Annotated in this window: 29 protein-coding genes and 1 pseudogene; 2 read left to right on the top strand and 28 right to left on the bottom strand. The window is 66.9% G+C overall.

All coding sequences use genetic code 11. From position 1 onward, the window contains the following. Window positions 1–2: 2 nt before the first annotated feature. From rplN to G3I77_RS23825, 19 genes are all read right to left on the bottom strand, one after another. Entirely contained in the window at window positions 3–371 is a 369-nt protein-coding gene (gene rplN, locus G3I77_RS23915; RefSeq protein WP_041985720.1) for a 50S ribosomal protein L14, read from the bottom strand. A gap of 104 nt (window positions 372–475) precedes the next feature. Then, window positions 476–763, bottom strand: coding sequence for a 30S ribosomal protein S17 (gene rpsQ, locus G3I77_RS23910; RefSeq protein WP_030839660.1), 288 nt, complete (start codon window positions 761–763; stop codon window positions 476–478). Beyond that, complete coding sequence (rpmC, locus tag G3I77_RS23905; protein WP_003974259.1) at window positions 763–987, bottom strand: 50S ribosomal protein L29; 225 nt, start codon at window positions 985–987, stop codon at window positions 763–765. Before rpmC ends, rpsQ begins: the two co-directional genes overlap by 1 nt. Further along, on the bottom strand, window positions 987–1,406 hold the full coding sequence (gene rplP / locus G3I77_RS23900) for a 50S ribosomal protein L16 (protein WP_003992362.1): 420 nt from the start codon (window positions 1,404–1,406) through the stop codon (window positions 987–989). The genes rpmC and rplP overlap by 1 nt, the downstream gene beginning before the upstream one ends. Before the next feature lie 5 nt (window positions 1,407–1,411). Beyond that, window positions 1,412–2,236: a 30S ribosomal protein S3 gene (gene rpsC / locus G3I77_RS23895; RefSeq protein WP_030233882.1), complete on the bottom strand. Its 825-nt coding sequence runs from the start codon at window positions 2,234–2,236 to the stop codon at window positions 1,412–1,414. Next, on the bottom strand, window positions 2,236–2,583 hold the full coding sequence (gene rplV, locus G3I77_RS23890; protein WP_248506981.1) for a 50S ribosomal protein L22: 348 nt from the start codon (window positions 2,581–2,583) through the stop codon (window positions 2,236–2,238). Before rplV ends, rpsC begins: the two co-directional genes overlap by 1 nt. Before the next feature lie 42 nt (window positions 2,584–2,625). Further along, a complete protein-coding gene (gene rpsS, locus G3I77_RS23885) occupies window positions 2,626–2,907 on the bottom strand; it encodes a 30S ribosomal protein S19 (RefSeq protein ID WP_003992359.1) in 282 nt (93 codons plus the stop codon). Window positions 2,908–2,919: 12 nt separating this feature from the next. Next, on the bottom strand, window positions 2,920–3,756 hold the full coding sequence (gene rplB / locus G3I77_RS23880) for a 50S ribosomal protein L2 (protein WP_010036731.1): 837 nt from the start codon (window positions 3,754–3,756) through the stop codon (window positions 2,920–2,922). Between the two features lie 38 nt (window positions 3,757–3,794). After that, a complete protein-coding gene (gene rplW, locus G3I77_RS23875) occupies window positions 3,795–4,214 on the bottom strand; it encodes a 50S ribosomal protein L23 (protein ID WP_031105224.1) in 420 nt (139 codons plus the stop codon). Continuing rightward, window positions 4,214–4,870 carry a 50S ribosomal protein L4 gene (rplD, locus tag G3I77_RS23870; RefSeq protein WP_248506977.1) on the bottom strand — a complete coding sequence of 219 codons (657 nt, stop codon included), beginning with the start codon at window positions 4,868–4,870 and terminating at the stop codon, window positions 4,214–4,216. The genes rplW and rplD overlap by 1 nt, the downstream gene beginning before the upstream one ends. An 8-nt stretch (window positions 4,871–4,878) precedes the next feature. Continuing rightward, a complete protein-coding gene (gene rplC / locus G3I77_RS23865) occupies window positions 4,879–5,523 on the bottom strand; it encodes a 50S ribosomal protein L3 (RefSeq protein ID WP_033308969.1) in 645 nt (214 codons plus the stop codon). Between the two features lie 17 nt (window positions 5,524–5,540). Then, window positions 5,541–5,849, bottom strand: coding sequence for a 30S ribosomal protein S10 (gene rpsJ / locus G3I77_RS23860; RefSeq protein ID WP_003948644.1), 309 nt, complete (start codon window positions 5,847–5,849; stop codon window positions 5,541–5,543). A 406-nt stretch (window positions 5,850–6,255) separates the two neighbouring features. Next, window positions 6,256–6,714: a hypothetical protein gene (locus G3I77_RS23855; protein ID WP_248506974.1), complete on the bottom strand. Its 459-nt coding sequence runs from the start codon at window positions 6,712–6,714 to the stop codon at window positions 6,256–6,258. A 367-nt stretch (window positions 6,715–7,081) separates the two neighbouring features. After that, window positions 7,082–8,047 carry a hypothetical protein gene (locus tag G3I77_RS23850; protein ID WP_248506972.1) on the bottom strand — a complete coding sequence of 322 codons (966 nt, stop codon included), beginning with the start codon at window positions 8,045–8,047 and terminating at the stop codon, window positions 7,082–7,084. 63 nt (window positions 8,048–8,110) lie between these two features. Next, window positions 8,111–12,241: a DUF6531 domain-containing protein gene (locus tag G3I77_RS23845; protein ID WP_248506969.1), complete on the bottom strand. Its 4,131-nt coding sequence runs from the start codon at window positions 12,239–12,241 to the stop codon at window positions 8,111–8,113. A gap of 140 nt (window positions 12,242–12,381) precedes the next feature. Continuing rightward, on the bottom strand, window positions 12,382–12,813 hold the full coding sequence (locus G3I77_RS23840) for an SMI1/KNR4 family protein (protein WP_248506967.1): 432 nt from the start codon (window positions 12,811–12,813) through the stop codon (window positions 12,382–12,384). 76 nt (window positions 12,814–12,889) lie between these two features. Then, window positions 12,890–13,357, bottom strand: a complete 468-nt coding sequence (locus tag G3I77_RS23835; RefSeq protein WP_248506964.1) for a hypothetical protein — start codon at window positions 13,355–13,357, stop codon at window positions 12,890–12,892. Between the two features lie 7 nt (window positions 13,358–13,364). Then, entirely contained in the window at window positions 13,365–14,012 is a 648-nt protein-coding gene (locus G3I77_RS23830; RefSeq protein ID WP_248506961.1) for a hypothetical protein, read from the bottom strand. 48 nt (window positions 14,013–14,060) lie between these two features. Then, window positions 14,061–14,570: a hypothetical protein gene (locus G3I77_RS23825; RefSeq protein ID WP_248506958.1), complete on the bottom strand. Its 510-nt coding sequence runs from the start codon at window positions 14,568–14,570 to the stop codon at window positions 14,061–14,063. A 262-nt stretch (window positions 14,571–14,832) separates the two neighbouring features. On the opposite strand from G3I77_RS23825, the pseudogene G3I77_RS23820 reads away from it, so the two are divergent. Next, window positions 14,833–15,153, top strand: a pseudogene (locus G3I77_RS23820) (S41 family peptidase); the annotation flags it as partial. Here the strand turns inward: G3I77_RS23820 and G3I77_RS23815 are convergent. Next, window positions 15,150–15,353, bottom strand: a complete 204-nt coding sequence (locus tag G3I77_RS23815) for a DUF397 domain-containing protein (RefSeq protein ID WP_248506956.1) — start codon at window positions 15,351–15,353, stop codon at window positions 15,150–15,152. The pseudogene G3I77_RS23820 and the gene G3I77_RS23815 sit on opposite strands and share 4 nt — an antisense overlap. Next, complete coding sequence (locus G3I77_RS23810) at window positions 15,350–16,225, bottom strand: helix-turn-helix transcriptional regulator (protein ID WP_248506954.1); 876 nt, start codon at window positions 16,223–16,225, stop codon at window positions 15,350–15,352. The genes G3I77_RS23815 and G3I77_RS23810 overlap by 4 nt, the downstream gene beginning before the upstream one ends. 155 nt (window positions 16,226–16,380) lie before the next feature. Here G3I77_RS23810 and G3I77_RS23805 point away from each other — a divergent pair, with 155 nt between their 5' ends. Beyond that, complete coding sequence (locus G3I77_RS23805) at window positions 16,381–16,791, top strand: ATP-binding protein (RefSeq protein ID WP_248506951.1); 411 nt, start codon at window positions 16,381–16,383, stop codon at window positions 16,789–16,791. Window positions 16,792–16,831: 40 nt separating this feature from the next. On the opposite strand, the gene G3I77_RS23800 is transcribed toward G3I77_RS23805, so the two are convergent. The 7 genes from G3I77_RS23800 to G3I77_RS23770 all read right to left on the bottom strand — a co-directional run bounded on the left by G3I77_RS23800 (window position 16,832) and on the right by G3I77_RS23770 (window position 23,171). After that, complete coding sequence (locus G3I77_RS23800) at window positions 16,832–17,536, bottom strand: cation transporter (protein ID WP_248506949.1); 705 nt, start codon at window positions 17,534–17,536, stop codon at window positions 16,832–16,834. Further along, complete coding sequence (locus G3I77_RS23795) at window positions 17,536–17,871, bottom strand: helix-turn-helix transcriptional regulator (RefSeq protein ID WP_248506945.1); 336 nt, start codon at window positions 17,869–17,871, stop codon at window positions 17,536–17,538. Before G3I77_RS23795 ends, G3I77_RS23800 begins: the two co-directional genes overlap by 1 nt. Before the next feature lie 153 nt (window positions 17,872–18,024). After that, entirely contained in the window at window positions 18,025–19,218 is a 1,194-nt protein-coding gene (gene tuf, locus G3I77_RS23790; protein WP_030839706.1) for an elongation factor Tu, read from the bottom strand. Between the two features lie 156 nt (window positions 19,219–19,374). Next, window positions 19,375–21,501 carry an elongation factor G gene (gene fusA, locus G3I77_RS23785; RefSeq protein WP_248506943.1) on the bottom strand — a complete coding sequence of 709 codons (2,127 nt, stop codon included), beginning with the start codon at window positions 21,499–21,501 and terminating at the stop codon, window positions 19,375–19,377. A gap of 39 nt (window positions 21,502–21,540) precedes the next feature. Next, window positions 21,541–22,011 (bottom strand): 30S ribosomal protein S7, encoded by a 471-nt coding sequence (rpsG, locus tag G3I77_RS23780; RefSeq protein ID WP_003992340.1) that lies wholly within the window; start codon window positions 22,009–22,011, stop codon window positions 21,541–21,543. Between the two features lie 2 nt (window positions 22,012–22,013). Next, complete coding sequence (rpsL, locus tag G3I77_RS23775; RefSeq protein WP_003948652.1) at window positions 22,014–22,385, bottom strand: 30S ribosomal protein S12; 372 nt, start codon at window positions 22,383–22,385, stop codon at window positions 22,014–22,016. A 321-nt stretch (window positions 22,386–22,706) separates the two neighbouring features. Further along, window positions 22,707–23,171: a DUF1707 and DUF4190 domain-containing protein gene (locus G3I77_RS23770; protein WP_248506940.1), complete on the bottom strand. Its 465-nt coding sequence runs from the start codon at window positions 23,169–23,171 to the stop codon at window positions 22,707–22,709. Window positions 23,172–23,391 lie beyond the last annotated feature (220 nt).

The raw sequence follows: 23,391 nt of genomic DNA, 5'->3' as shown, positions 1-23,391 counted from the left end.
GCTCACAGCACCTCCGGCGCGAGGGAGATGATCTTCATGAACTTCTTCTCGCGCAGCTCACGGCCGACCGGGCCGAAGATACGGGTGCCACGAGGGTCGCCGTCGTTCTTGAGAATGACAGCGGCGTTCTCGTCGAAGCGGATGTACGAGCCGTCCGGACGGCGGCGCTCCTTGACGGTGCGAACGATGACCGCCTTGACGACGTCACCCTTCTTCACGTTGCCACCGGGGATCGCGTCCTTGACGGTGGCGACGATGACGTCACCGACACCCGCGTAGCGGCGACCAGAGCCACCGAGCACACGGATGCAAAGGATCTCCTTAGCACCAGTGTTGTCGGCGACACGCAGTCGCGACTCCTGCTGGATCACGTCTATCTCCTGATTGTCTGCCGGTTCCCGGGGAGAAGCGTGAATGACTCACGCTTCTCCCCGAGCCTGGCGGAACGATGCCTAGGGGGTCCCCCTAGGAGGGATTACTTGGCCTTCTCGAGGATCTCGACGACGCGCCAGCGCTTGGTCGCGGACAGCGGCCGGGTCTCCATGAGGAGGACACGGTCGCCGACACCCGCGGCGTTCTGCTCGTCGTGGGCCTTGAGCTTGCTCGTACGGCGGATGACCTTGCCGTACAGCGCGTGCTTGACGCGGTCCTCGACGGCGACGACGACGGTCTTGTCCATCTTGTCGCTGACGACCAGACCCTCGCGGGTCTTGCGGAAACCGCGGTCCGTCTTGGTCTCTTCAGTCACGTTGCTCTCGCTCATCAGGCGCTCTCCACCGTCTCGATGCCCAGCTCGCGCTCACGCATCAGGGTGTAGATCCGCGCGATGTCCTTGCGGACGGCCTTGAGCCGACCGTGGTTCTCGAGCTGGCCCGTCGCCGCCTGAAAGCGGAGGTTGAACAGCTCTTCCTTGGCCTCGCGGAGCTTCGCGAGAAGCTCCTCGTTGCCCAGCTCGCGCAGCTCCGACGCCTTGGTACCGGCCGACATCACGCTTCACCTGCCTCGCGCTTGACGATCTTGCACTTCATCGGCAGCTTGTGAGCCGCACGGGTCAGGGCCTCGCGCGCGATCTTCTCGTTGGGGTACGACAGCTCGAACATCACACGTCCGGGCTTGACGTTGGCGATCCACCACTCAGGAGAACCCTTACCGGAACCCATGCGGGTCTCGGCGGGCTTCTTGGTGAGGGGGCGGTCCGGGTAGATGTTGATCCAGACCTTGCCGCCACGCTTGATGTGGCGGGTCATGGCGATACGAGCGGCCTCGATCTGACGGTTCGTCACGTACGCCGGGGTCAGCGCCTGGATGCCGTACTCGCCGAACGCGACCTGCGTGCCACCCTTGGACATGCCGTTGCGCTTGGGGTGGTGCTGCTTGCGGTGCTTGACCCTACGGGGGATCAGCATGACGGTCAGGCCTCCGTTCCGGTGCTCTCAGCCGGAGCGGCGGACGCGGGAGCCTCGGCCTTGGGGGCCTCGGAACCAGCGGCCTGCTGCGGCTTGCGACCGCGCCGCTCGCCACCACGGCCACCACGGGCCGGGCGGTCGGCACCACCGCGGGCCGGGCGGTTACCCGCACGGGCCGCAGCGTTCTCGGCGCGGACCTCGGCGATGTTCTTGACGTCGCCCTTGTAGATCCAGACCTTCACGCCGATGCGGCCGAAGGTCGTCTTGGCCTCGAAGAAGCCGTAGTCCACGTTCGCGCGGAGCGTGTGCAGGGGCACACGGCCCTCGCGGTAGAACTCCGAGCGGGACATCTCGGCGCCACCGAGGCGGCCACCGCACTGGATCTTGATGCCCTTGGCGCCGGCCTTCATCGCCGACTGCATGCTCTTACGCATGGCGCGGCGGAAGGAGACGCGGGAGGAGAGCTGCTCGGCGACGGCCTGGGCAACCAGCTGCGCGTCGGTCTCGGGGTTCTTGACCTCGAGGATGTTCAGCTGGACCTGCTTGCCCGTGAGCTTCTCGAGGTCACCGCGGATGCGGTCGGCCTCGGCGCCACGGCGGCCGATGACGATGCCCGGACGAGCGGTGTGGATGTCCACACGCACGCGGTCACGGGTGCGCTCGATCTCGACCTTGGAGATGCCGGCGCGCTCCATGCCGGACGTCATCATCCGACGGATGGCGACGTCTTCCTTGACGTAGTCCTTGTACAGCTTGTCGGCGTACCAGCGCGACTTGAAGTCGGTCGTAACGCCGAGCCGGAACCCGTGCGGGTTTACCTTCTGGCCCATTACCGGGTTCCTTCCTTGCTGCTGACGACCACGGTGATGTGGCTGGTCCGCTTGCGGATCCGGTAGGCACGGCCCTGGGCGCGCGGCCGGAACCGCTTCAGGGTCGGGCCCTCGTCGACGTAGGCCTCGGAAATGAAGAGGCTGTCGACATCGGTGTGGTCGTAGTTGTGCGCGGCGTTGGCGATGGCGCTGTCCAGCACCTTGCCGACCGGCACGCTCGCGGCCTGCGGGGCGAAACGCAGGACCGCCTGAGCCTCCGTGGCGTTGAGGCCACGGATGAGGTCCACCACACGGCGGGCCTTCATGGGCGTGACGCGGATGTACCGCGCCTGGGCCCTGGCTTCCATGGTTGTCCTTCCAGTGTCTGTCATGGTCATTCCACCCCGCGCTTAGCGGCGCTTCGACTTCCGGTCGTCCTTGACGTGACCCCGGAAGGTGCGCGTCGGCGAGAACTCGCCGAGCTTGTGGCCGACCATCGACTCGGTGACGAACACCGGAATGTGGGTCTTGCCGTTGTGCACCGCGAGCGTGTGGCCGAGCATGGCCGGCACGATCATCGAGCGACGGGACCAGGTCTTGATGACGTTCTTGGTACCGGCTTCGTTCTGCGCGTCCACCTTCTTGATCAGGTGGTCGTCGACGAAGGGTCCCTTCTTCAAGCTACGAGGCATCTCAACCCGTCCTTAGCGCTTCTTGTTCGTCTTGCGGCGGCGGACGATGTACTTGTTCGACGCCTTCTTGGGCGAACGAGTACGGCCTTCCTTCTTGCCCCAAGGGGACACCGGGTGGCGACCACCCGAAGTACGGCCTTCGCCACCACCGTGCGGGTGGTCCACCGGGTTCATGACCACACCACGCACGGTCGGGCGAACGCCCAGCCAGCGCTTACGGCCCGCCTTACCCCAGTTGATGTTGCTCTGCTCGGCGTTGCCGACCTCGCCGACGGTGGCGCGGCAGCGCACGTCGACCAGGCGGATCTCACCGGACGGCATGCGGAGGTGGGCCATCGAGCCCTCCTTCGCGAGCAGCTGCACCGAGGCGCCGGCGGAACGGGCGAACTTCGCGCCGCCGCCCGGACGCAGCTCGATGGCGTGCAGCGTGGTACCGACCGGGATGTTGCGCAGGGCAAGGTTGTTGCCCGGCTTGATGTCGGCCCCGGGACCGTTCTCGACGCGGTCGCCCTGGCTCAGGCCACGCGGCGCGAGGATGTAGCGCTTCTCGCCGTCCGCGTAGTGCAGGAGCGCGATGCGCGCGGTGCGGTTGGGGTCGTACTCGATGTGCGCGACCTTCGCCGGCACGCCGTCCTTGTCGTGACGACGGAAGTCGATCACGCGGTAGGCGCGCTTGTGGCCACCACCCTGGTGGCGGACGGTCACACGACCGGAGTTGTTACGGCCACCCTTGCTGTGCAGGGGGCGGACCAACGACTTCTCCGGCGTGGACCGCGTGACCTCGACGAAGTCGGCGACGCTGGAGCCACGACGGCCCGGCGTAGTCGGCTTGTACTTGCGGATTCCCATTTCTCAGTCCTCGTCCGATATCGGACGATCCGACCCGCTTACGCGGTCGGACCGCCGAAGATGTCGATACGGTCGCCCTCAGCGAGGGTCACGATCGCGCGCTTGGTGGACGCGCGCTGGCCGAAGCCGGTGCGGGTCCGCTTGCGCTTGCCCTGGCGGTTGATCGTGTTGACCCCGGTGACCTTGACCGAGAAGACCGCCTGGACGGCCTGCTTGATCTGGGTCTTGTTGGCGCTCGGGTCCACGACGAACGTGTACTTACCCTCGTCGAGGAGCGCGTAGCTCTTCTCGGAGACGACCGGCTTGAGCAGCACGTCACGGGGGTCCGTGAAGGACTTGCTCAGCGGGGTCTCGACGGTGTTCTTGCCCTCGGCGGCGTGGCGGCGCGCCTTGGCGACGCGCGCGGCCTTGGCCTTCTTCGCCGCCTTGGAGGCGATAGCGGGGTGACGGATAGCCATCAGACCTCGCTCCCTTCGGTGTCATTGGCCTTCGGGCCGGACACGAAGGACTCGAAGGCGGCCTGGGTGAAGACCACGTCGTCCGAGACGAGAACGTCGTACGTGTTCAGCTGGCCCGGCTCCAGGATGTGGATCTGGGGCAGGTTGCGGGCGGACAGCCACGCGGCCTCGTCGGCGCGGTCGACGACCAGGAGCAGGTTCTTGCGCTCCGAGATCTTGCCGAACAGCGTCTTGGCGGCCTTCGTCGACGGGCTCTCACCCTCGACGACGCCGGAGACGACGTGGATGCGGTTGTGGCGGGCCCGGTCGGTGAGGGCGTGACGCAGCGCGGCAGCCTTCATCTTCTTGGGCGTCCGCTGCGAGTAGTCACGCGGCTGCGGGCCGTGGACGACGCCACCACCGGCGAACTGCGGCGCGCGGGTCGAACCCTGACGGGCGCGGCCGGTGCCCTTCTGGCGGTACGGCTTCTTGCCGCCACCACGGACTTCACCGCGACGCTTGGTCTTGTGCGTGCCCTGGCGGGCAGCGGCGTTCTGCGCGACGACGACCTGGTGGATCAGCGGAATGCTGATCTTCTCCACGCCGAAGATCTCCGCGGGGAGCTCGACGCTACCGGTCTTCTCGCCTGCAGGCGAAAGGATGTCAACAGTGCTCATCGGTTACCTCAGGCCCCCTTGGCCGCGGTGCGGACCAGGACGAGGCCGCCGTTCGGACCGGGAACCGCGCCCTTGATGAGCAGCAGACCCTTCTCCGCGTCAACGGCGTGGACGGTCAGGTTCTGGGTGGTGACACGCTCGTTGCCCATGCGACCCGCCATGCGGAGGCCCTTGAACACGCGGCCGGGGGTGGCACAGCCACCGATGGAACCGGGGGAGCGGTGCTTGCGCTGGGTGCCGTGTCCGGCGCCGAGGCCCTTGAAGTTGTGACGCTTCATGACACCGGCGAAGCCCTTGCCCTTGCTCTTGCCGGTCACGTCGACCTTGATGCCGGCCTCGAACACCTCAGCGGTGATCTCCTGGCCGAGGGTGTACTCGCTGGCGTCAGCGGTACGGATCTCGACGAGGTGGCGGCGGGGAGTGACGTCGGCCTTGGCGAAGTGGCCCTTGAGGGGCTTGTTCACCTTGCGCGGGTCGATCTCGCCGAACGCGATCTGGACGGACTCGTAGCCGTCGACGTCGTTCGTGCGGACCTGGGTGACGACATTGGGGCCGGCCTTGACGACGGTGACCGGAACAACACGGTTGTTCGCGTCCCACACCTGCGTCATGCCGAGCTTCTCGCCCAGGATGCCCTTGATCTGCTTAGCCATCGTTCAGATCACCGGCCTCAGAGCTTGATCTCGATGTCGACACCGGCCGGGAGGTCGAGTCGCATCAGAGAGTCAACGGTCTTGGGGGTCGGGTCGAGGATGTCGATCAGGCGCTTGTGCGTGCGCATCTCGAAGTGCTCGCGCGAGTCCTTGTACTTGTGCGGCGACTTGATGACGCAGTACACGTTCTTCTCAGTGGGCAGCGGCACCGGGCCTGCGACCGACGCACCAGTACGCGTCACCGTCTCGACGATCTTCTTCGCCGAGCTGTCGATGACCTCGTGGTCGTAGGCCTTGAGCCGGATGCGGATCTTCTGTCCCGCCATGGCTACTAGTAGTCCTGTCTCTCGTAACGCTCTGGAACCCGGTGTTCACTTGCTTCCCTCCGACCCACGCGGTCGGGCGTGTCGCTCTTCCGCTGACACAGATGTCCCTTGTTCGAACATCCCTGCAGGGAATGCGCACGGCCCTTCCGGAACCGCAGGCCGGGACCTAGAAGGCCACCGGGTGCCTGGCCGGTGCCGCACTGACACTTCCCGAAAGATTCCCGTACGTCCGCCCCAGCGCTGCCGTGGTGGCAGTTAGGACGACGAGTACTGTGGGACTCGCTTCCGGTCCTCCCGGCGGGAGGCGCGCAGCATCAACACTCGACCGAGCAACTCGGACAGTCTGCCATACGGGGCATGGCGGACGCCAATCGAGCCGAGGAGAATACCCCGGGGGTGACGTGGGTCAAACACAAGGCCGGACCGCCCCCGGCCCCTCCCCTCGAAGAACCCGCTCCAGCTCTGCGTCGTAGGCCCGGTAGCCGGCCTTCCCCCAGTCGGGTGCGTCGGACGCCGGGCGGAGGATGGCGGGGAGGTGGGCGACGGGCATGCGGTGGACTTCGGCGGGGGTGGTCCGAGCGCGGCCCGGTTCGACGAGGCCGCAGGCGAGGCGGAGGATCTCCGCCATCCCGGCGGCCCCCTCCCCCGGCTCGGTGCCGGCAGCGAGGGCGGCGGTGACGAGGGCCTGAAGCAGCCGGGTCAGCTGAAGATCGGCACCGATACCGCACATGCGCCGCACCAGCGCGGGCTCCTCCAGCCGCTCCACGGGGTCGGGGAGGCCGGCGATCCCTTCGGACCACAGCAGCAGGGAGGCTGCGTGCACCTCGTGGTCCCGGAAATACCCGAGCTCGTCGGCGATGGCCATGATCGCTTCACGGAACCGGCAGACCGAGCGGACAGATCCCATGAGGCACCGCAGGTCGTCCTGACGGGGGCAAGGAAGTCCCCCGCGGAGACGTCGGCGAGCACCCAGGTCCCAGCAGCCCGGACGGCGCCGATCTCCACGACGCCTCCGAGCGCGGCGAAGACCACCCGCGCCATGGGCTCGGCATGAGCTGACGTGACCACGGGTCGGACAGTGATGTCGGGCACTTCGCGCATCCCTCCCAGGAGGCCGCCGCGCTTGTCTGTCGGTACCGAAACGGCCGCGTCGCCAGCCCGTGCCTGACAGCATTTCTTCGGTCGTCAGGGCGGCCCCGCGTGGCCGTCACGGCCGGGACTCGGCGGAAGCGTCACTGCAGGACGACTCGCTGGGCATGCGACCAGTCCGCAGGGCAGACGAAGATCATCAGGCGGCCGTTACGACCCACCACGATCGAGGTGGGGGTGTTGGCCTCCGTGTCCGCAACGTCGCGATCCTCGATGGGGACCCAACTGCGGGTCCCCCTGTCCCATTCCCTGCTGTCGACGGTCAGGAGAAGGTTCATCGACTGTCCGCACTGACACACCACGTCCTGCGGGCCTGTGACGGGCCAAGCCGCGAACCCGCCCACCTTCCAGCCCGGGGGAATCGAGAGGTCGAACTGATAGCTGACCGCGTCCTCGTCGTCCCAGTCCTCCCACTCGTCCAGCCGGGCGCGGAGCGGGAACGGCAGCAAATGCCCCCACTGATGCTCGCGCACCTGTTCAGGATGCAGTACACAGGGATCCGGCACATAACCCGCACGTCCGACGACCACTGGTCCTGGCTGGTCCATCAAGAGTTCGGTGACCTCCGCGGCCCTGCGCCAGAACAGGTGGACCCCGACGTTGCGCTCCTGCCCGTGCGCGTTGAACGGGCACCAGAAGACTTGGAGCAGGTCCGCGTCATCGGGGAGGGCGAGGCCCGGTACGTCACGCGTGTAGAACTGAGCGACCGGCATGAGCGGGATGGGATCCGTGTCCGTCAGCCACGGCGCGTGCTTCCCCCGGCGGAAGGAACGGAGAAGTTCGTACTCCTCCTCCGTCGGTCCGGCAGCCAGAAGCTCCCGCGTCTGACGGACTTCGCTGAGGCGCTCACCGAACCTTTTCTTGTGCGACTCGGTGCACTGCGGCCAAGGCTCATCCGTCGGCCACAGAAACGGACCGCCCACCGAACTTTCCTCCGCGGTCGGTGTCCCTCGCCTCGGATGCAATCGCGTACTGACCTGACGGTATTCGGACAGCTCGGGAATCACTTGCTCGATGTCCACGGGGCGCTCGGGAGTGGTGCGCGTCATGGTGCTCCTCGTCGTAGACATACGGCGCATCGACAGGGAAGGCGTTGGGAGCCGTTACGGTCTTCATGCTGTTCTCACGCCTGCGGCTGGGTTGTCCAGCCAACCACTCAGCGAGAAGCCCTTGTTGCCGAACGCCTCGAATTCCAGCCGAATCGGAACCGGGTTCGTTCCCTCGTAGATGGGTGTCACGTCGTAATGCAGACCGGATTCCGGATCGAAGTACTGCCCCGGAAACCGCAATGGTGTATAGGCGGAGGCTCCCTGGTTCCAGGCCGTAGTTCCCCACAAGGTCGCGCGAGCCTTCCACACCAGTTCTCCGCCCTCGTCGAAGAGTTCAGTCGGTGTTCCGACGAGATCGGTGACGATGGCAAAGAAGCGCGAATCGACCTCTTCCCGGGAAATGGCATCCAGCCGTCGATCCGTCTGCGCCACCGGATGGAGTCCGTCGTACTCCCAAGTCGTCACGACAGGACGGGGCAGGTCCGGCCCGATGATCTCTTGCTCGGCCAGATAAGCCCCGTCCCAGGTGAACCGGACCTCTTCGACCACTGTCATGTGGTCGGCGTCGAGGCGCTCCTTGGCCGTCCGCCGGCCAAGAGGGTCGTATCGATAGCGCCACAACGTACCGTCCGGCGTGATGACGGAAGTCAGCCGGTCTTCTGCGTCCCAGGTGTAGTGCCACACGTCGGCCTTGCGGGAGAGCCTGCTCTTCCGGCGCGTTACGACCCGGCCGGCTGCGTCGTAGACGTATCTGACCGAACCTGCCTGTACGAGTCTGTTGCCCTGGTAATGGCGGTCTCCTCGCGCATCAGCACGGGGATGCCGGTCGGGCCATTCCGCGTACGTCTGGTTGCCGTTGGCGTCGTAGGCGTACCTCTCTCGCCACCCGCGTGCCTCAACACCGATGACTCGTCCAGCCGAATCCAGTTCGAACTGACGCAGGCCGCCCGCTCCTTCGTCGACGGCGACCAGGTGACCGTCCGTGCGGTAGCTGTACTTGCGTCGCAGCAGGGTGCCGGCCGTGCTGGTCACATCTTGTTCGGCTACACGGCCCGCGCCGTCCCATTTCCGAGACACCGACAGCCCCATGGGGGAGAGCGCCCTGGACAGCTCACGACCGGCTGCGTCGTACGAGAATCGCAGGATGCGACCCGCGCTGCTCATCTCGGACAGTTGGCCGACCTCGTCATATCCGTACGACGTGATCGCGCCGCCCGGCGTGACCCGCTGGGTGGGCCGGCCCAGTCGATCGTAGGTCCGCCGCAGCACCCGGCCGTCGACCATCTCGGAGACGGCACGGCCGGCGACGTCTCGCTCATACGAGATTTCACTGTACGGATTCGCCAGGCGCAGGACGCGGCTCATAACATCGCGTTCGTAGTGCGTTGTTGTGCCATCGACCGTCTTGGCCACAGTGCAGTCGAGCGCGTCGTATTGGTACTCGACCCGCTGTCCCTCCGCGTTCTGCCTGGCTAGGAGCCGTCCCGCCAGGTCGTAGGCATAGTCGACCCGGCGTCCGTCGAAGTCGGTCTCCGCTGTCAGCCGACCTGTCGGGTCATACTCGTAATGCCAGGTCAGGCCTTGTGGGTTGACAACCTTGGTCAGTTGCAGCGTCGCGCTGTGCTCGAATACGTACCGCCCGCCATCGGGGCGTATCTCGGCCGCGAGTGCGTCGAAATGCGTGTACTCGTAGCGAGTTGTGCGGCCCTCACTGTCCCGGTGACTCAGGCAGTTCCCCTCGCCGTCGTACGTCCACGACTCCTCGCTCCCCTGTGGCCCCCGTCGGCGCAACAGCTGCCCATCGACCGACCACCACAGGTGCGTCTGACCACCCGTGGGATCCACCACCGTGCGCAGCCGTCCGAACGCGTCGTACCGGTACCTCGTGGCCGCGCCCAGCGGGTCGACCACTTCCACGGGCAACCCTGCCTGGTTGTTCCGAACGCGCAGGGTGTTGCCCAGAACGTCCATCGCGAACACCAGGTGGCCCGTGCCGTCGTAGCCGAAGGTCATCGTGGCGCCCGACTCGTCCGTCACGGACGTGCGGTTACCGCACTCGTCATAGGTGTGACGGATCGTGGTCCCGTCCTCCTGCCGAATCAGGACGGGCAGATGGAGGGCGTTGTACTCGGCGACGGTTTCCAGGCCGTCCGGCCGGGTGACGCGAGTGGGCAGTCCGAATTCGTCGTTGACCATGTGGGTTCGGTTGCCGAGGGGGTCGACACGTGCCGTCACATGGCGGGAGTCGTCGTATTCCGTACGCGTCACAGCGCCGTTCGGGTCGATCTCCGCGATTATCAGACACGCGTCGTTGACGACGTACTTGGAAACGTGCCCTTCGCCCGTAACGGCTGTGGTGACATGCATCCCCGGGAAGGCCGGATCCGTCCCCTCATAGGCAAGTGACAGCGTGTAGTGGCCGGCCACACCGCCCTCGGCAACGCAGCGGTCCACCTCGTCGTACGTGTAGCTGTAACGACTGCCATTCGAGTCGGTCCAAGAGACGACACGCAGTCTGTCGTCGTACTCGAAGCGCAACTGCAGGCCCAGCGGACCATGCACCTCCGTGAGGTTTCCGTCCGTGTAGACGTACCGTCTGATCAGAGCGTCGTCACCGTTCTCGGCTCCACCCACGAGGTACATGGCCGTGACACGGTCGTCGTCGGTGGCAAACCGGAGGTGGTACCCGCCGGAAGAACGGATCGCCGACGGTGCGCCTACCTCGTCGTAGGAGAACTCGACGCGTCTCCTGTTGCGGTCGGTCAGCGCAACCAATGGGGCGGAGCCGTCGCTGCCCGGCCGTCCGAATCGCAGTTCCAGACCGGAGTACGGATCCGTCACCTGGTACCCACCGTCGTCGAGACGAGCGAGCGGCAGATGCGGTCCCACTTCCGGCAGCACCGGTTCGTCGCCGACAGGGTGCGGGTACGACAGCAGTTGACCATCGTCAGTGACGAGAATGACGCCTTGTGCGTCAAATTCAAGGCGTTGGTCGACGGTAGACGTCCATGACGGACCGAACCACCAGCCGGCTCGATAGTCGGACTGCACGCGACGCTGGAATACCAGAGGCAGCGCCCCAGGAAGTTCCACGTCCGTCTGGGGCAGGAACATCATGCCGGTAGCCATGTCGATCGGATCGCTCAGGCCCTTGCGAATCCTCGCCTGCGTTCGGGCGAACGCGTCCTTGGAGCGTCCAAGCATGCTGCGGGCGCTCTTGCCCAAGCCCCTTACACCCTGGGCCATCCCTTTGAGCCCCGTCTTGCCGAGGGCTTTCATCCCCTTGGCCAGTCCGCCGAGCGTCGTCAGCCCCTTCATGCCCGGTATGCAGTCCAGCGCGGCCAGCCCCACATCCCACAGGGATGCCTGCCCCTTGGAGTATTTGTAGAGCGTGTCGGCCAACACGACGGCGGCGGCGATCAGCACGATCACGCCCAGGATCGGACCGCCGATGATCATTGCGACGATGCCGACCACGGCAACGACGACCTTGCACACCGCGACGATGGTGTCCCAGTTGTCGGTGAACCAGTCGCCGACCTCCTCCCACCACGACCGGTTCCGGATACCGGCATCCGACGCCTCGTCGATCTTCGACTTGGCTTCCCGGGCGGCCTCGTCGCGCATCGAGCGGGCGTCCGCGGCCATCTTCTTCGCCGCGGCCAGCGCGTCCTGCGCGTCGGAGACGTCCGACTGGGCCTTGGACTGCGCCGACTTGGCGTGCTGGACGTCCCGGGTCGCCGCCCGCACCTTGGCCTCATCAGGCTTCTCGGCGCCTTTGCTGCCGGTCGGGTCGTCCTTGTACTTGTCCGCCTCCTTGCCGGCCCGTGTCACCCACGAGTCGGCCGAGGTGAGACGGGACTGGGCGGAGGAGAGGCTGTCGCGGGCCTCGCGGCCCTTGCGCAGGGCCTTGTCCGCCAGGGACTGCGCACGCTCCAGCTTCGGCCAGAAGTCCGCCAGCGCATCCCCGCACATCTCATAGGACTTCTTCAGCTTCTTGAGGTTCTTCGGCACATCCGCGAAGTCCTCCTTGAAGACGTCCGCGGACTTGCCCGCCCACTCCAGGAGCGTGCCCTCGCCCGCCATGCCCTTGACCAGACGCAGCGCGTCGGAGACGTCGTCGGCGAAGTCGTGCAGATGCTTCGCGAGTGTGCGCACCCGCTGCGGATCACCAGGCGTCGGATCCTTGTCCAAGTCCAGAACATGCCAGTCCGAAGGCCTGTGCCCCGCCATACCGCAACCCCCGTCACGCGTACACCACCGTCAACAACCGTATGCACACGTGAACTTACGAGGCACAGTCGTTCGACGGAAACCAATCCGCCCACCGCGGACTACCGGTACCAATCCTCGCCATCGCTGCCGAGTGCGTTGCGCAGGTAGGTCAAGAGGTTAGGCGCGACGAGGCTCCTGTCGTCCGTCTCGTGATCCCAGACGAACACCTCGTTGCGCTCCGGCAGCCGAACGAAGGCGAACTGGTCACCCCCGCCGTTGTCGCCGAAGAAGACGAGAGAATCGAAGGGCCTGTACAGCGAACGGAACTGCTCATTCGCACGAAATGAGAGGTTTTCGCTCAGAATGCGCTCCGCAGACCAAACGAGGTCGGTGCCGTGTTCGTCTGAGAGCCCGTCGCTCTCCAGCAGAAACGATCGAAGGTCTCCGGGGAACGACGCCCCAAGAGTTTCCTCGATCCGGAAGAGAGCACCGGTATCCGCAGAGGCGCGGAGTTCCGCGGATGGGAACGCTCCTACAACTTCACGCCACATCTTCCGAACCACTCCCTCAGTACGCGACTACCGGATTCACGGACTGAACCAATGTGCTGACCAGCGGAGACAGGCATCAGGACCTGCGTCCGCGCGCGGCCCTCCAAGCATCCTCTGCGGCGTACACGCATCGCAGCCACCAGGCCTCCAGCCTGTCCCGCGCCGCCACGTACACCCACCGCCGCTTGAACCACGGCGGCAGCTTCCGGAACGGTACGAAGGTCAAGGTGTCCCTGATGGCGTGCTCGGCGGCGCCGCCGTGCCCCTCCGCGCGCAGGGCCGCGTACAGCTCGGGCGTCAACTCCCCGTTCAGGCGGGCCACGTGACCCGCCGCCGTGAAGGCGAACCCCCACTGGGCAGCGTCCGGCAGCCGCATGGCCCGGGCGATCCGCGGAGATGCCTCCGCCGGCGAGCAGTGGTTCGCCAGGCCGATCACCGCCGTCCCGAGATGCGCCTCGCCACGCTCGAAGGCCGAGTCCCACTCCCCCGGGTCGTCCAGCCTCAGCAGGCCCTCACCGCTCTCCCAGTCCCACACACGAGACACCGGCACATCAGCCCGTGAACCGGAACGTCGACGTGATCGCGTCGAAGATGTCGAAGAAGGAGTCCGCGAGGTCGAGGACCTGGCTGCTGCCGGCGACCAGGGCCACCTTGCCCTCCTGGCCCGGCACGGGGATGTACGTCTGCATCAGCACGGCGCGGATCGTGCGGTTGAGCGCGTCGCCCGGCACGGCGATGTCCTCGATGCCGTACGTGCGCGGGGCCGGACCGACGCCCGGGAGGTCGACGGTCGTGACCTTCCGCCACGAGTCGCCCTCCCGCTTCGCCTCCTTGACCGCGAGCTGACTCGCGATGACGGCCGGGTCGTTCGACAGCGGCTCACCCCGCTCGTTGCGGCCGCCGACGAGAGAGACGGTCACCGAACCCGTGATCGGCGTGTCCCCGCCGAAGCTCTCCGCCATGCAGCCGCAGTACATCGCGCCCGACTTCCAGGCATCCGCGGCGGCCTTCTGGAGGAAGTCGACGTACGCGTCCCGGTACTGCTCCAGCTCCGGCCGCTGACGAACGCGCTCGCTCACCATCCGCCGGATCGAGTCGTCCCGCGACTCCGGCCGTACGTCGAACTCCCACCACGACTCCGGCACCTTGATCCGGAAACCGCCCCGCTCGACGGTCAGTGTCTCCATGTAGCGGGCCATGACGCCGGTCTCCCCGTTCGCTCGATCACGTGTGCGCACATCGTGCCACTACTCGTCCAGCGTCCAGTACGGCGAGTCCCGCGGCGGCGCAGGGCGGACGGGGAGCGTGCCGAAGTCGATGTCCGCGTCCACCTGCGGATCTCCAATCGGTAGGCGTTTTTGGTGACCCGGGCTGTAGTACGTCCCGTACGCCCAGTACTCCGGCAGTTCGTGGCCCATCAGCTCCACGCCCCAGGAGGCCGACTCCCGCGTTCCGTACATCGCGTTGATCCTGGCAACCGCCTCCGCGCGGGAGATACCGATCCGCTCCACCAGTACGTCCGTCATCTCGCGGAAGTACGCAAGCATCTCGTCGTCGAGCGGAAGCACGAACTCGGTGCCCGTGGTGCCGGCCGTGGGACATGCCCCGTACTCGACAAGCCACCGCAGGCGCCTGACCTCCGTCACGAGACGCGGCACCGCCTCTCTCGCCATGGCGACGAAGGCGGGGCCCGGCGCCGCGCACGCCTCCTCGATGGCATCCAAGTCGAGGTCTTCGCAAGCGGGTTCGGAAGTCATGCCCCAGTGTTGCAACCCCGTCGGCATACCCGTTTCCGGGGGTTGCCCCCACCCCGGCCCACCAGCCCACCGGATGGTCCGCTCCCCACTCCCCCAGGCACCGTAGGGCACACGACCGAACCACATGCCCGGGGGATTCATCATGCGCGCCGCCACCGCCACCGTCCTCGCCCTGGCCCTCGCCGCAACAGCCGCAGTGCCCGCCACAGCAGCCGCCACCGCCGGCAAACCGAACACCGACGGCCTGTGGCGCATGGACTGCCCGATCGCCGCACTCACCGGAGGCTCCACCGTCAGCGCGGGCGAGACCTTCGCCCAGGCCCTCATCGACCGCCCTGGCGGCACCATCCGCGTCGGTCAGCCCACCCAGGGCGTCTTCTCGGACGTCATGGCACGCAACCTGCCGGGCGGCATGACGGCCTGGCTTCCGAACGAGGAGTTCCTGAACCGCTCGGGCCGGACCTACGACGGCTCCGGCATCCCGCCCCACCTGAGCGAACCGGTCTTCACGAAGGAGGAGTTCGCGAAGAACCGGGACTCGGCGTTCGACCGCGCGGTGAGCGTCCTTCGGAACGAAGACTAGACAGAGGCCACGAACCCGACCCAGGCCTCCGGCGTGAGCGCGAGCCGGGGGCCCTGGGTGGCGTGCTTGGAGTCGCGGACGTGGATGGCGTGGGGCGCTATCGCGATCTCGACGCAGGAGTTGCCATCAGGGCCGTCGCTGTAGCTGCTTTTGAACCAGACCAGTTCAGAGACGTCCTCGGCAGAAGCCTTGCGGATCATGTTTCTCCCAGCACTTGCTCGATGAAGGCCAGCGACTCCCCCGGCGTAAGAGCCTGCGCCCGGATGGTGCCATACCGCAGTTCAAGGATCCGCAGGTGCTTCGGATCAGCTGTTGGCCGACCGCTGAACGCGCCGTCGGAGCGACCCACTGCAGTGCCGTCGGCGAACTTCAGCACCTCGATCCTGCCGTCCAGCCCAGGGTGAGCTCCCGAGCTCAGCCGCATCACCTGAAGCGTGACGTTACGCAAGCGGGCCACCCCCAGCAGGTGTTCGAGCTGCTGACGCCACACCATTGTGCCTCCAACCCGACGGCGCAGCGTCGCCTCTTCCAGGACGAAGCTGAGCGCCGGAGCAGGAGAACGCTCGAAGATGGCCTTCCTGGCCATGCGCGCGGCGACCAGGTGCTCCACCTCTTCCTCCGAGTACGGCGGCTGCCACGCCTCGAACAAGGCTCGGGCATGCTCCGGAGTCTGCAACAGCCCATGGATGCTCAGCCCGACGTACACCCCCAGCTCAACCGCCTTGGCCTCCAGCTGTGCGAGCGCCCGCACGCTCTTCGGGTACCGAACCCTCTTCACGTCCTCCCACGCCGCCGCAATCAGCCCACCCGCCCCCAGCACCTCATCAGCCCTGGCCAGATAGTCCTGCCGAGGGATCCGCTTCCCGCCCTCGATCTTGTAGACCATGTCCTCGCCGTACCCCACCGCCGTCCCGAACTCGCCGGCCCGCATCCCCACCGCCTCCCGCCGCAGCTTCAGCTGCCGCCCGACCGTGGCGATGACCGCGACGCCCCACTCGTCGTCCGGGTCCACCTCCCAACCCGGCTCGTCCGCCTCGCTCTTGAGCCGCCCCGAGTCCGCCTCGACCGCCATCCCGCACCCTTCCGCCGTCGTACGACCGTGCTCAGCGCCCTACCCGTACGCCCGGCCCCGACAGCCCGGACAGCGCCGGACAAGCTCCGGACAGTTACCGTACGCACCCGCTGAGTCACTGTTCACAGTAGGCACTGGCGGCCACGCTGAGTGACGTGAAGCAGAACTCCCCCGAACTCGCCTCCCCCATCCGCAACTTCAGCCTCCAGCTCTCCCCCACCCCACGCGGCGCCCGCCTGGCCCGCCTGCTGGCCACCGAGCAACTGCGTTCCTGGGGCCTGCCGCTGGACCCGGCACGGCAGGTCATCGCGGAGCTGGCGGCCAACGCGGCAGCCCACGGCCGCATCCCCGGCCGCGACTTCCGCCTGCTGCTCCACGTCGTCGCGGACACCCTCCGCATCGAGGTGACGGACACCCGCGGCGACCGCCTGCCGAGTCCGCGACTCCCCGACCCCGACACGGAGTCCGGCCGCGGCCTGCTCCTCGTCGACGCGCTCGCCGACCGCTGGGGCGTCACCCCGGGCCTGCCACCCCGCAAGACCGTCTGGGCCGAACTGGACCTCTGACCGGAGGCACCTGACCCGGCCCCCACACCGCGGACGAGGCTCAGCCGCATCCGTGGCGGCAGCCGCACGCGTCCGCGCCCGCCCCGGCAGGGGCCGTCACCGTCGGGGGCGTCGGTGCGCAGCACCCCTTCCCCTGCCAGGCGTCACGCCCCTCCTTGACGGCGATGGCCGCAATGACGAGCGCGGCGAACGGGTCGGCCCAGGACCAGCCGAGGGTGGCGTTGAGGAGCAGGCCGACCAGGAGCACGGCGGAGAGGTACGTGCACAGCAGGGTCTGCTTGGAGTCCGCCACGGCCGAGGCGGAACCGAGTTCGCGCCCGGCGCGGCGCTGCGCGGCGGACAGGAACGGCATGATCGCGAGCGACAGGGCGGCGAGCACGATGCCGGTGATGGAGCGGTCGGCATCGCCGGCGCCGGCCAGAGCACGGATCGCGTCGACGCTCACGTAGGCGGCGAGGACGAAGAAGGAGACCGCGATGATCCGCAGGGTGGCCTTCTCCCGAGCCTCACGGACCGCGTGGTCGGCCGCGGAGAACTGCCAGGCGACCGCGGCTGCGGAGGAGACCTCGATGACAGAGTCGAGACCGAAGCCGATCAGCGCGGTGGAGGAGGCGACCGTGCCGGCGATGAGGGCGACGATCGCCTCGACGACGTTGTAGGTGATCGTCGCGGCCACCAGCAGCCGTATCCGGCGGGTGAGCGTATCGCGGCGGGCCGGGGACGGCCCCAGGGACAGGGCCACCATCAGCAGCAGCCCTCCGTGGCGGCGTCCGGGCAGGTCTTGCCCTCCTCGACCGCGACCACTACGGCGAGCAGCTGGTCGAGCGCGTGGCCGAGACGTTCGTCGGCGAGCTCGTAGCGGGTGCGCCGCCCGTCCGGAACGGTCACCACGAGGCCGCAGTCCCGCAGACACGCCAGGTGGTTGGAGAGCCGGGTGCGGGAGACGCCGAGTGCGTCGGCGAGGTCGGCGGGGTAGGCCGGGGCTTGGCGCAGCGCAAGGAGGATCCGGCAGCGGATCGGATCGGCGAGCGCGCGGCCGAAGCGCGCCAGCACGTCGATGTCGGAAGCGACGGTCAGCATCCCACCACAGTACAGAGCATCCTGAATTCAGCAAATCCTGAACCGTGCGGGCGGGACCCGTCCTGATCAACAGCAAAGGGGCCCGCACGACCGAAGTCGTACGGGCCCCTTCGAGCCACTCAGGTCAGCAGACCCTCAAGCCAGTCCGAAGACTCACTTGTTGATCTTGGTGACCTGGCCGGCGCCCACGGTCCGGCCACCCTCACGGATGGCGAACTTCAGGCCCTCCTCCATGGCGACGGGCTGGATGAGCTCCACCTTCATCTCGGTGTTGTCACCCGGCATGACCATCTCGGTGCCCTCGGGGAGGGTCACCACGCCGGTCACGTCCGTCGTACGGAAGTAGAACTGCGGGCGGTAGTTGTTGAAGAACGGCGTGTGGCGGCCACCCTCGTCCTTGGACAGGATGTAGGCCTGCGCCTCGAACTCGGTGTGCGGGGTGACCGAGCCCGGCTTGATGATGACCTGGCCGCGCTCGACGTCCTCGCGCTTGATGCCACGAAGCAGCAGACCGACGTTCTCACCGGCCTGGCCCTCGTCGAGCAGCTTGCGGAACATCTCGATGCCGGTGACCGTGGTGGTGGTCTTCTCCTGCTTGATGCCCACGATGTCAACGGTCTCGTTGACCTTGAGGACACCACGCTCGATACGACCGGTGACGACGGTGCCACGACCGGTGATCGTGAAGACGTCCTCGATCGGCATCAGGAACGGCTTGTCGACGTCACGCTCGGGCTGCGGGATGTTCTCGTCCACGGCCTTCATGAGCTCGAGGACGGAGTTGCCCCACTCCTTGTCGCCCTCGAGAGCCTTGAGCGCCGAGACCTTGACGACCGGCAGGTCGTCGCCCGGGAACTCGTACTCGGAGAGGAGCTCACGGACCTCGAGCTCGACGAGCTCCAGGATCTCCTCGTCGTCCACCATGTCGGCCTTGTTCAGCGCGACGACGATGTACGGAACGCCGACCTGGCGGGCCAGGAGCACGTGCTCCTTGGTCTGCGGCATCGGGCCGTCGGTGGCGGCGACCACGAGGATGGCGCCGTCCATCTGCGCCGCACCCGTGATCATGTTCTTGATGTAGTCCGCGTGACCGGGGCAGTCGACGTGGGCGTAGTGACGCGTCTCGGTCTGGTACTCGACGTGCGCGATGGAGATGGTGATACCGCGCTGGCGCTCTTCAGGAGCCTTGTCGATCTGGTCGAAGGCCGAGGCCTCGTTCAGGTCCGGGTACGCGTCGTGCAGCACCTTGGTAATGGCGGCCGTGAGGGTCGTCTTACCGTGGTCAATGTGACCGATGGTGCCGATGTTGACGTGCGGCTTAGTCCGCTCGAACTTCGCCTTCGCCACTGGGGTCCTCCTGGGGAGTGGTTCTGGTACGCCTTACTCATCGGCGCCAGGTGATCTTTGCTGGAAAGCCCGGGCCCCGGGGCACTCTCACCACGATTGCGGCGGAATGCCCCTCAAGGCTCCGGAGTCAAGCCTACGGCGTGCAGACGCTCTGCGTTACTCGCCCTTGGCCTTCGCGATGATCTCCTCGGCGACGTTCCGGGGAACCTCGGCGTAGGAGTCGAACTGCATCGAGTAGCTTGCGCGACCCGACGTCTTGCTGCGGAGGTCTCCGACGTAGCCGAACATCTCCGAGAGGGGCACCAGGCCCTTCACGACGCGGGCACCGGCCCGCTCCTCCATGGCCTGAATCTGACCACGGCGGGAGTTGATGTCGCCGATGACCTCACCCATGTAGTCCTCGGGCGTGGTGACCTCGACGGCCATCATCGGCTCGAGCAGCACGGGGCTGGCCTTGCGCGCGGCCTCCTTGAAGGCCTGCGAACCGGCGATCTTGAACGCCAGCTCGGAGGAGTCGACCTCGTGGTAGCCACCGTCGATCAGGGTGACGCGCACGCCGGTCATCTCGTAGCCGGCGAGGATGCCGAACTGCATGGCCTCCTGCGCACCGGCGTCGACCGAAGGGATGTACTCCTTCGGGATGCGACCACCGGTCACCTTGTTCACGAACTCGTACGAGGCGTCGCCGCCCTCGATCGGCTCGATCGCGATCTGCACCTTGGCGAACTGACCGGTACCACCGGTCTGCTTCTTGTGGGTGTAGTCCACGCGCTCGACGGCCTTGCGGATCGTCTCACGGTAGGCGACCTGCGGCTTACCGACGTTGGCCTCGACCTTGAACTCACGGCGCATACGGTCGACCAGCACCTCGAGGTGCAGCTCGCCCATACCACCGATGATGGTCTGGCCCGTCTCCTCGTCCGAGTGGACCTGGAACGACGGGTCCTCCTCGGCCAGGCGCTGGATCGCGACGCCCAGCTTCTCCTGGTCGCCCTTCGACTTGGGCTCGATGGCGACCTGGATGACCGGCGCCGGGAAGTCCATGGACTCCAGGATGACCGGGTTCTTGTCGTCGGACAGCGTCTCACCCGTGGTGGTCTGCTTGAGACCCATCACGGCGACGATGTCGCCGGCGCCCACCGACTCGATCTCCTCACGCTTGTTCGCGTGCATGCGGTAGATCTTGCCGATGCGCTCCTTCTTGCCCTTCACCGAGTTCAGCACCGCGGTGCCGGAAACAAGGCGGCCGGAGTACACGCGGACGAAGGTGAGCTTGCCGAGGTGCGGGTCGCTCATGATCTTGAACGCCAGCGCGGCGAGGGGCTCGTCCTCCGACGGCTTGCGCGCGACGACCAGCTCCGGGTCCTTGACGTCGTGGCCCTCGATGGCCTCGACGTCGAGCGGGGTGGGCAGGTAGCGCACGACCGCGTCGAGCAGGGGCTGAACGCCCTTGTTCTTGAACGCGGTGCCGCAGAACACGGGAGTGACGGTGGTGCCGCCGCTCTTGCCGGACGCGATGGTGATACGACGGATCGCGGCGTACAGCTGCTCCACGGTGGGCTCGGTGCCCTCCAGGTACAGCTCCATCAGCTCTTCGTCGTTCTCGGCGACGGCCTCGAGCAGCTTGCCGCGGTACTCCTCGGCAGCCTCGGCGTGGGTGTCCGGGATGTCGACGGTGTCGTACATCTCGCCCTTGGTCGCCTCGGCCGACCAGACCAGGGCCTTCATCGTCACGAGGTCGATGACGCCCTTGAAGTCCGCCTCTGCACCGATCGGCAGCTGCATGACCAGCGGCTGCGCGCCCAGGCGGTCCGAGATCATGTCCACGCAGCGGTGGAACTCGGCGCCGGTACGGTCCAGCTTGTTGACGAAGCAGATACGCGGCACGCCGTAACGGTCGGCCTGACGCCACACCGTCTCGGACTGCGGCTCGACACCGGCGACACCGTCGAACACCGTCACGGCACCGTCGAGCACGCGCAGGGAGCGCTCCACCTCGACGGTGAAGTCGACGTGACCCGGGGTGTCGATGATGTTGATGGTGTAGTCGTCGTCCTCGAGCGGCCAGTGACAGGTGGTCGCAGCAGACGTGATCGTGATGCCACGCTCCTGCTCCTGCTCCATCCAGTCCATGGTGGCAGCGCCGTCGTGGACCTCACCGATCTTGTACGACACGCCGGTGTAGAACAGGATCCGCTCGGTGGTGGTCGTCTTGCCCGCGTCGATGTGGGCCATGATCCCGATGTTGCGGACCTTGGCCAGGTCAAGTGAAGTGGTAGCCATAAGGCTTCAGTCTTCTCTCGGTCTCGATGTGGGTAGCGACTACCAGCGGTAGTGCGCGAAGGCCTTGTTGGACTCGGCCATCTTGTGGGTGTCCTCGCGCTTCTTCACAGCGGCACCGAGGCCGTTGGAGGCGTCGAGAAGTTCGTTGAGCAGACGCTCGGTCATGGTCTTCTCGCGACGGGCGCGGGAGTAACCGACCAGCCAGCGCAGCGCGAGCGTGTTGGCGCGACCGGGCTTGACCTCGATCGGAACCTGGTACGTCGCACCACCGACACGGCGGGACTTGACCTCGAGGGTCGGCTTGATGTTCTCCAGCGCGCGCTTCAGCGTGATGATCGGGTCGTTGCCCGTCTTCTCACGCAGACCCTCCATGGCACCGTAGACGATGCGCTCGGCGGTGGAGCGCTTGCCGTTCAGCAGCACCTTGTTGATGAGCGACGTCACCAGAGGAGAACCGTAGACCGGGTCGATGATGACCGGGCGCTTCGGGGCGGGGCCCTTACGAGGCATTCTTACTTCTCCTTCTTGGCGCCGTAGCGGGAACGGGCCTGCTTGCGGTTCTTGACACCCTGGGTGTCGAGGGAGCCACGGATGATCTTGTAGCGAACACCCGGCAGGTCCTTCACACGGCCGCCGCGCACGAGCACGATGGAGTGCTCCTGCAGGTTGTGTCCCTCACCCGGAATGTAAGCGGTGACCTCGATCCCGCTGGTCAGACGCACACGCGCGACCTTACGCAGGGCCGAGTTCGGCTTCTTCGGGGTGGTCGTGAACACACGCGTGCAGACGCCGCGACGCTGGGGCGAACCCTCGAGTGCGGGCGTCTTGTTCTTCTCGACCTTGTCCTGCCGGCCCTTGCGGACCAGCTGCTGGATCGTAGGCACTACTTCTCCGGTTTCTGTGTGCCGAATGGTAAAGCTAACCTGGAACGTCGCCGACCCACGCGGTCGGGTGTGTCGAATCCCGCGGACTCCCGCCGCCAGGCAGAAATAAGCGCAGATTGCGGTGGCCGGTGTCAGCTCGGCGTGCGGTTCATGGCACACACGCGAGCCAGGGCACACCCCAGGCACAAGGTCTGAGCGTACCTACCGCATTCGCTGCGGTCAAAACAAATGGGCCCCGCCCGCATCACCATGCGGGACATGTCAAGCCCCCGAGCCGTTGTCGATCTTCAATTCGGCGGCCAGTGTCCGATATGCACACCTTCACGATGCTACGACGGACACCACCGTGAGCAACACCAGAACGAGTGCCCAGCTTGCCGTGGACAACCACCCGAGCACGAGACCGGTCAGCGCGAGCCCGTCCCCCAGCTCACCACGGCTGCGGATCTCGGCCCGGGCCACATGCCCCAGCACGATGGCCGGGATCCCGGTCAGCCCCATGGTCGGCAGGCACAGCAGTCCGCACACCCCGGCCGCGACGGCCTTCCCGTTGGTCCGCGGCCGCGGCACGGGCATGAACGTCGCCGGCACGGGCACCACCGACGCCGACTGCGGCAGCGGCCCCTGCGGCAGATCCGCGACGAGCAGCGCCAGCTCCCCCACGGTCCGCGCCGCATACGCCCGCCCGACCCGCTGCTCGAACTCGCCCTGCTCCATCCGCCCCTCGCCGTACCCGGCTCTGAGCACATCCACGGCCCGCTCCCGATCGGCATGCGACGCGAGCATCGAAGGGGCACCAGAGCCCTGCCAGGGCTGCCAGGACGGATAAGGCGGCTGCGACACGGAGCACCTCCCCGGGGGCCGGAGTCCTTCCATGATGCGCCGAAGCGGCGCTTCCGGCACCGGTGCGTCGACGGCAAGGCGCCGCATGTCGGCCAGGCGGCCCACAGACGCGCTCCCGCGCGGGGACACACCTCGACCTCGCCGCACTCCCCGGACGCGCCGC

Origin of the sequence: Streptomyces sp. D2-8, from assembly GCF_023184515.1 — a bacterium.
In the GTDB taxonomy this organism is placed as follows: Bacteria; Actinomycetota; Actinomycetes; order Streptomycetales; family Streptomycetaceae; genus Streptomyces.
Note: the sequence above shows the minus strand (reverse complement) of the source record. Positions and strands in the feature narration are given on the sequence as shown.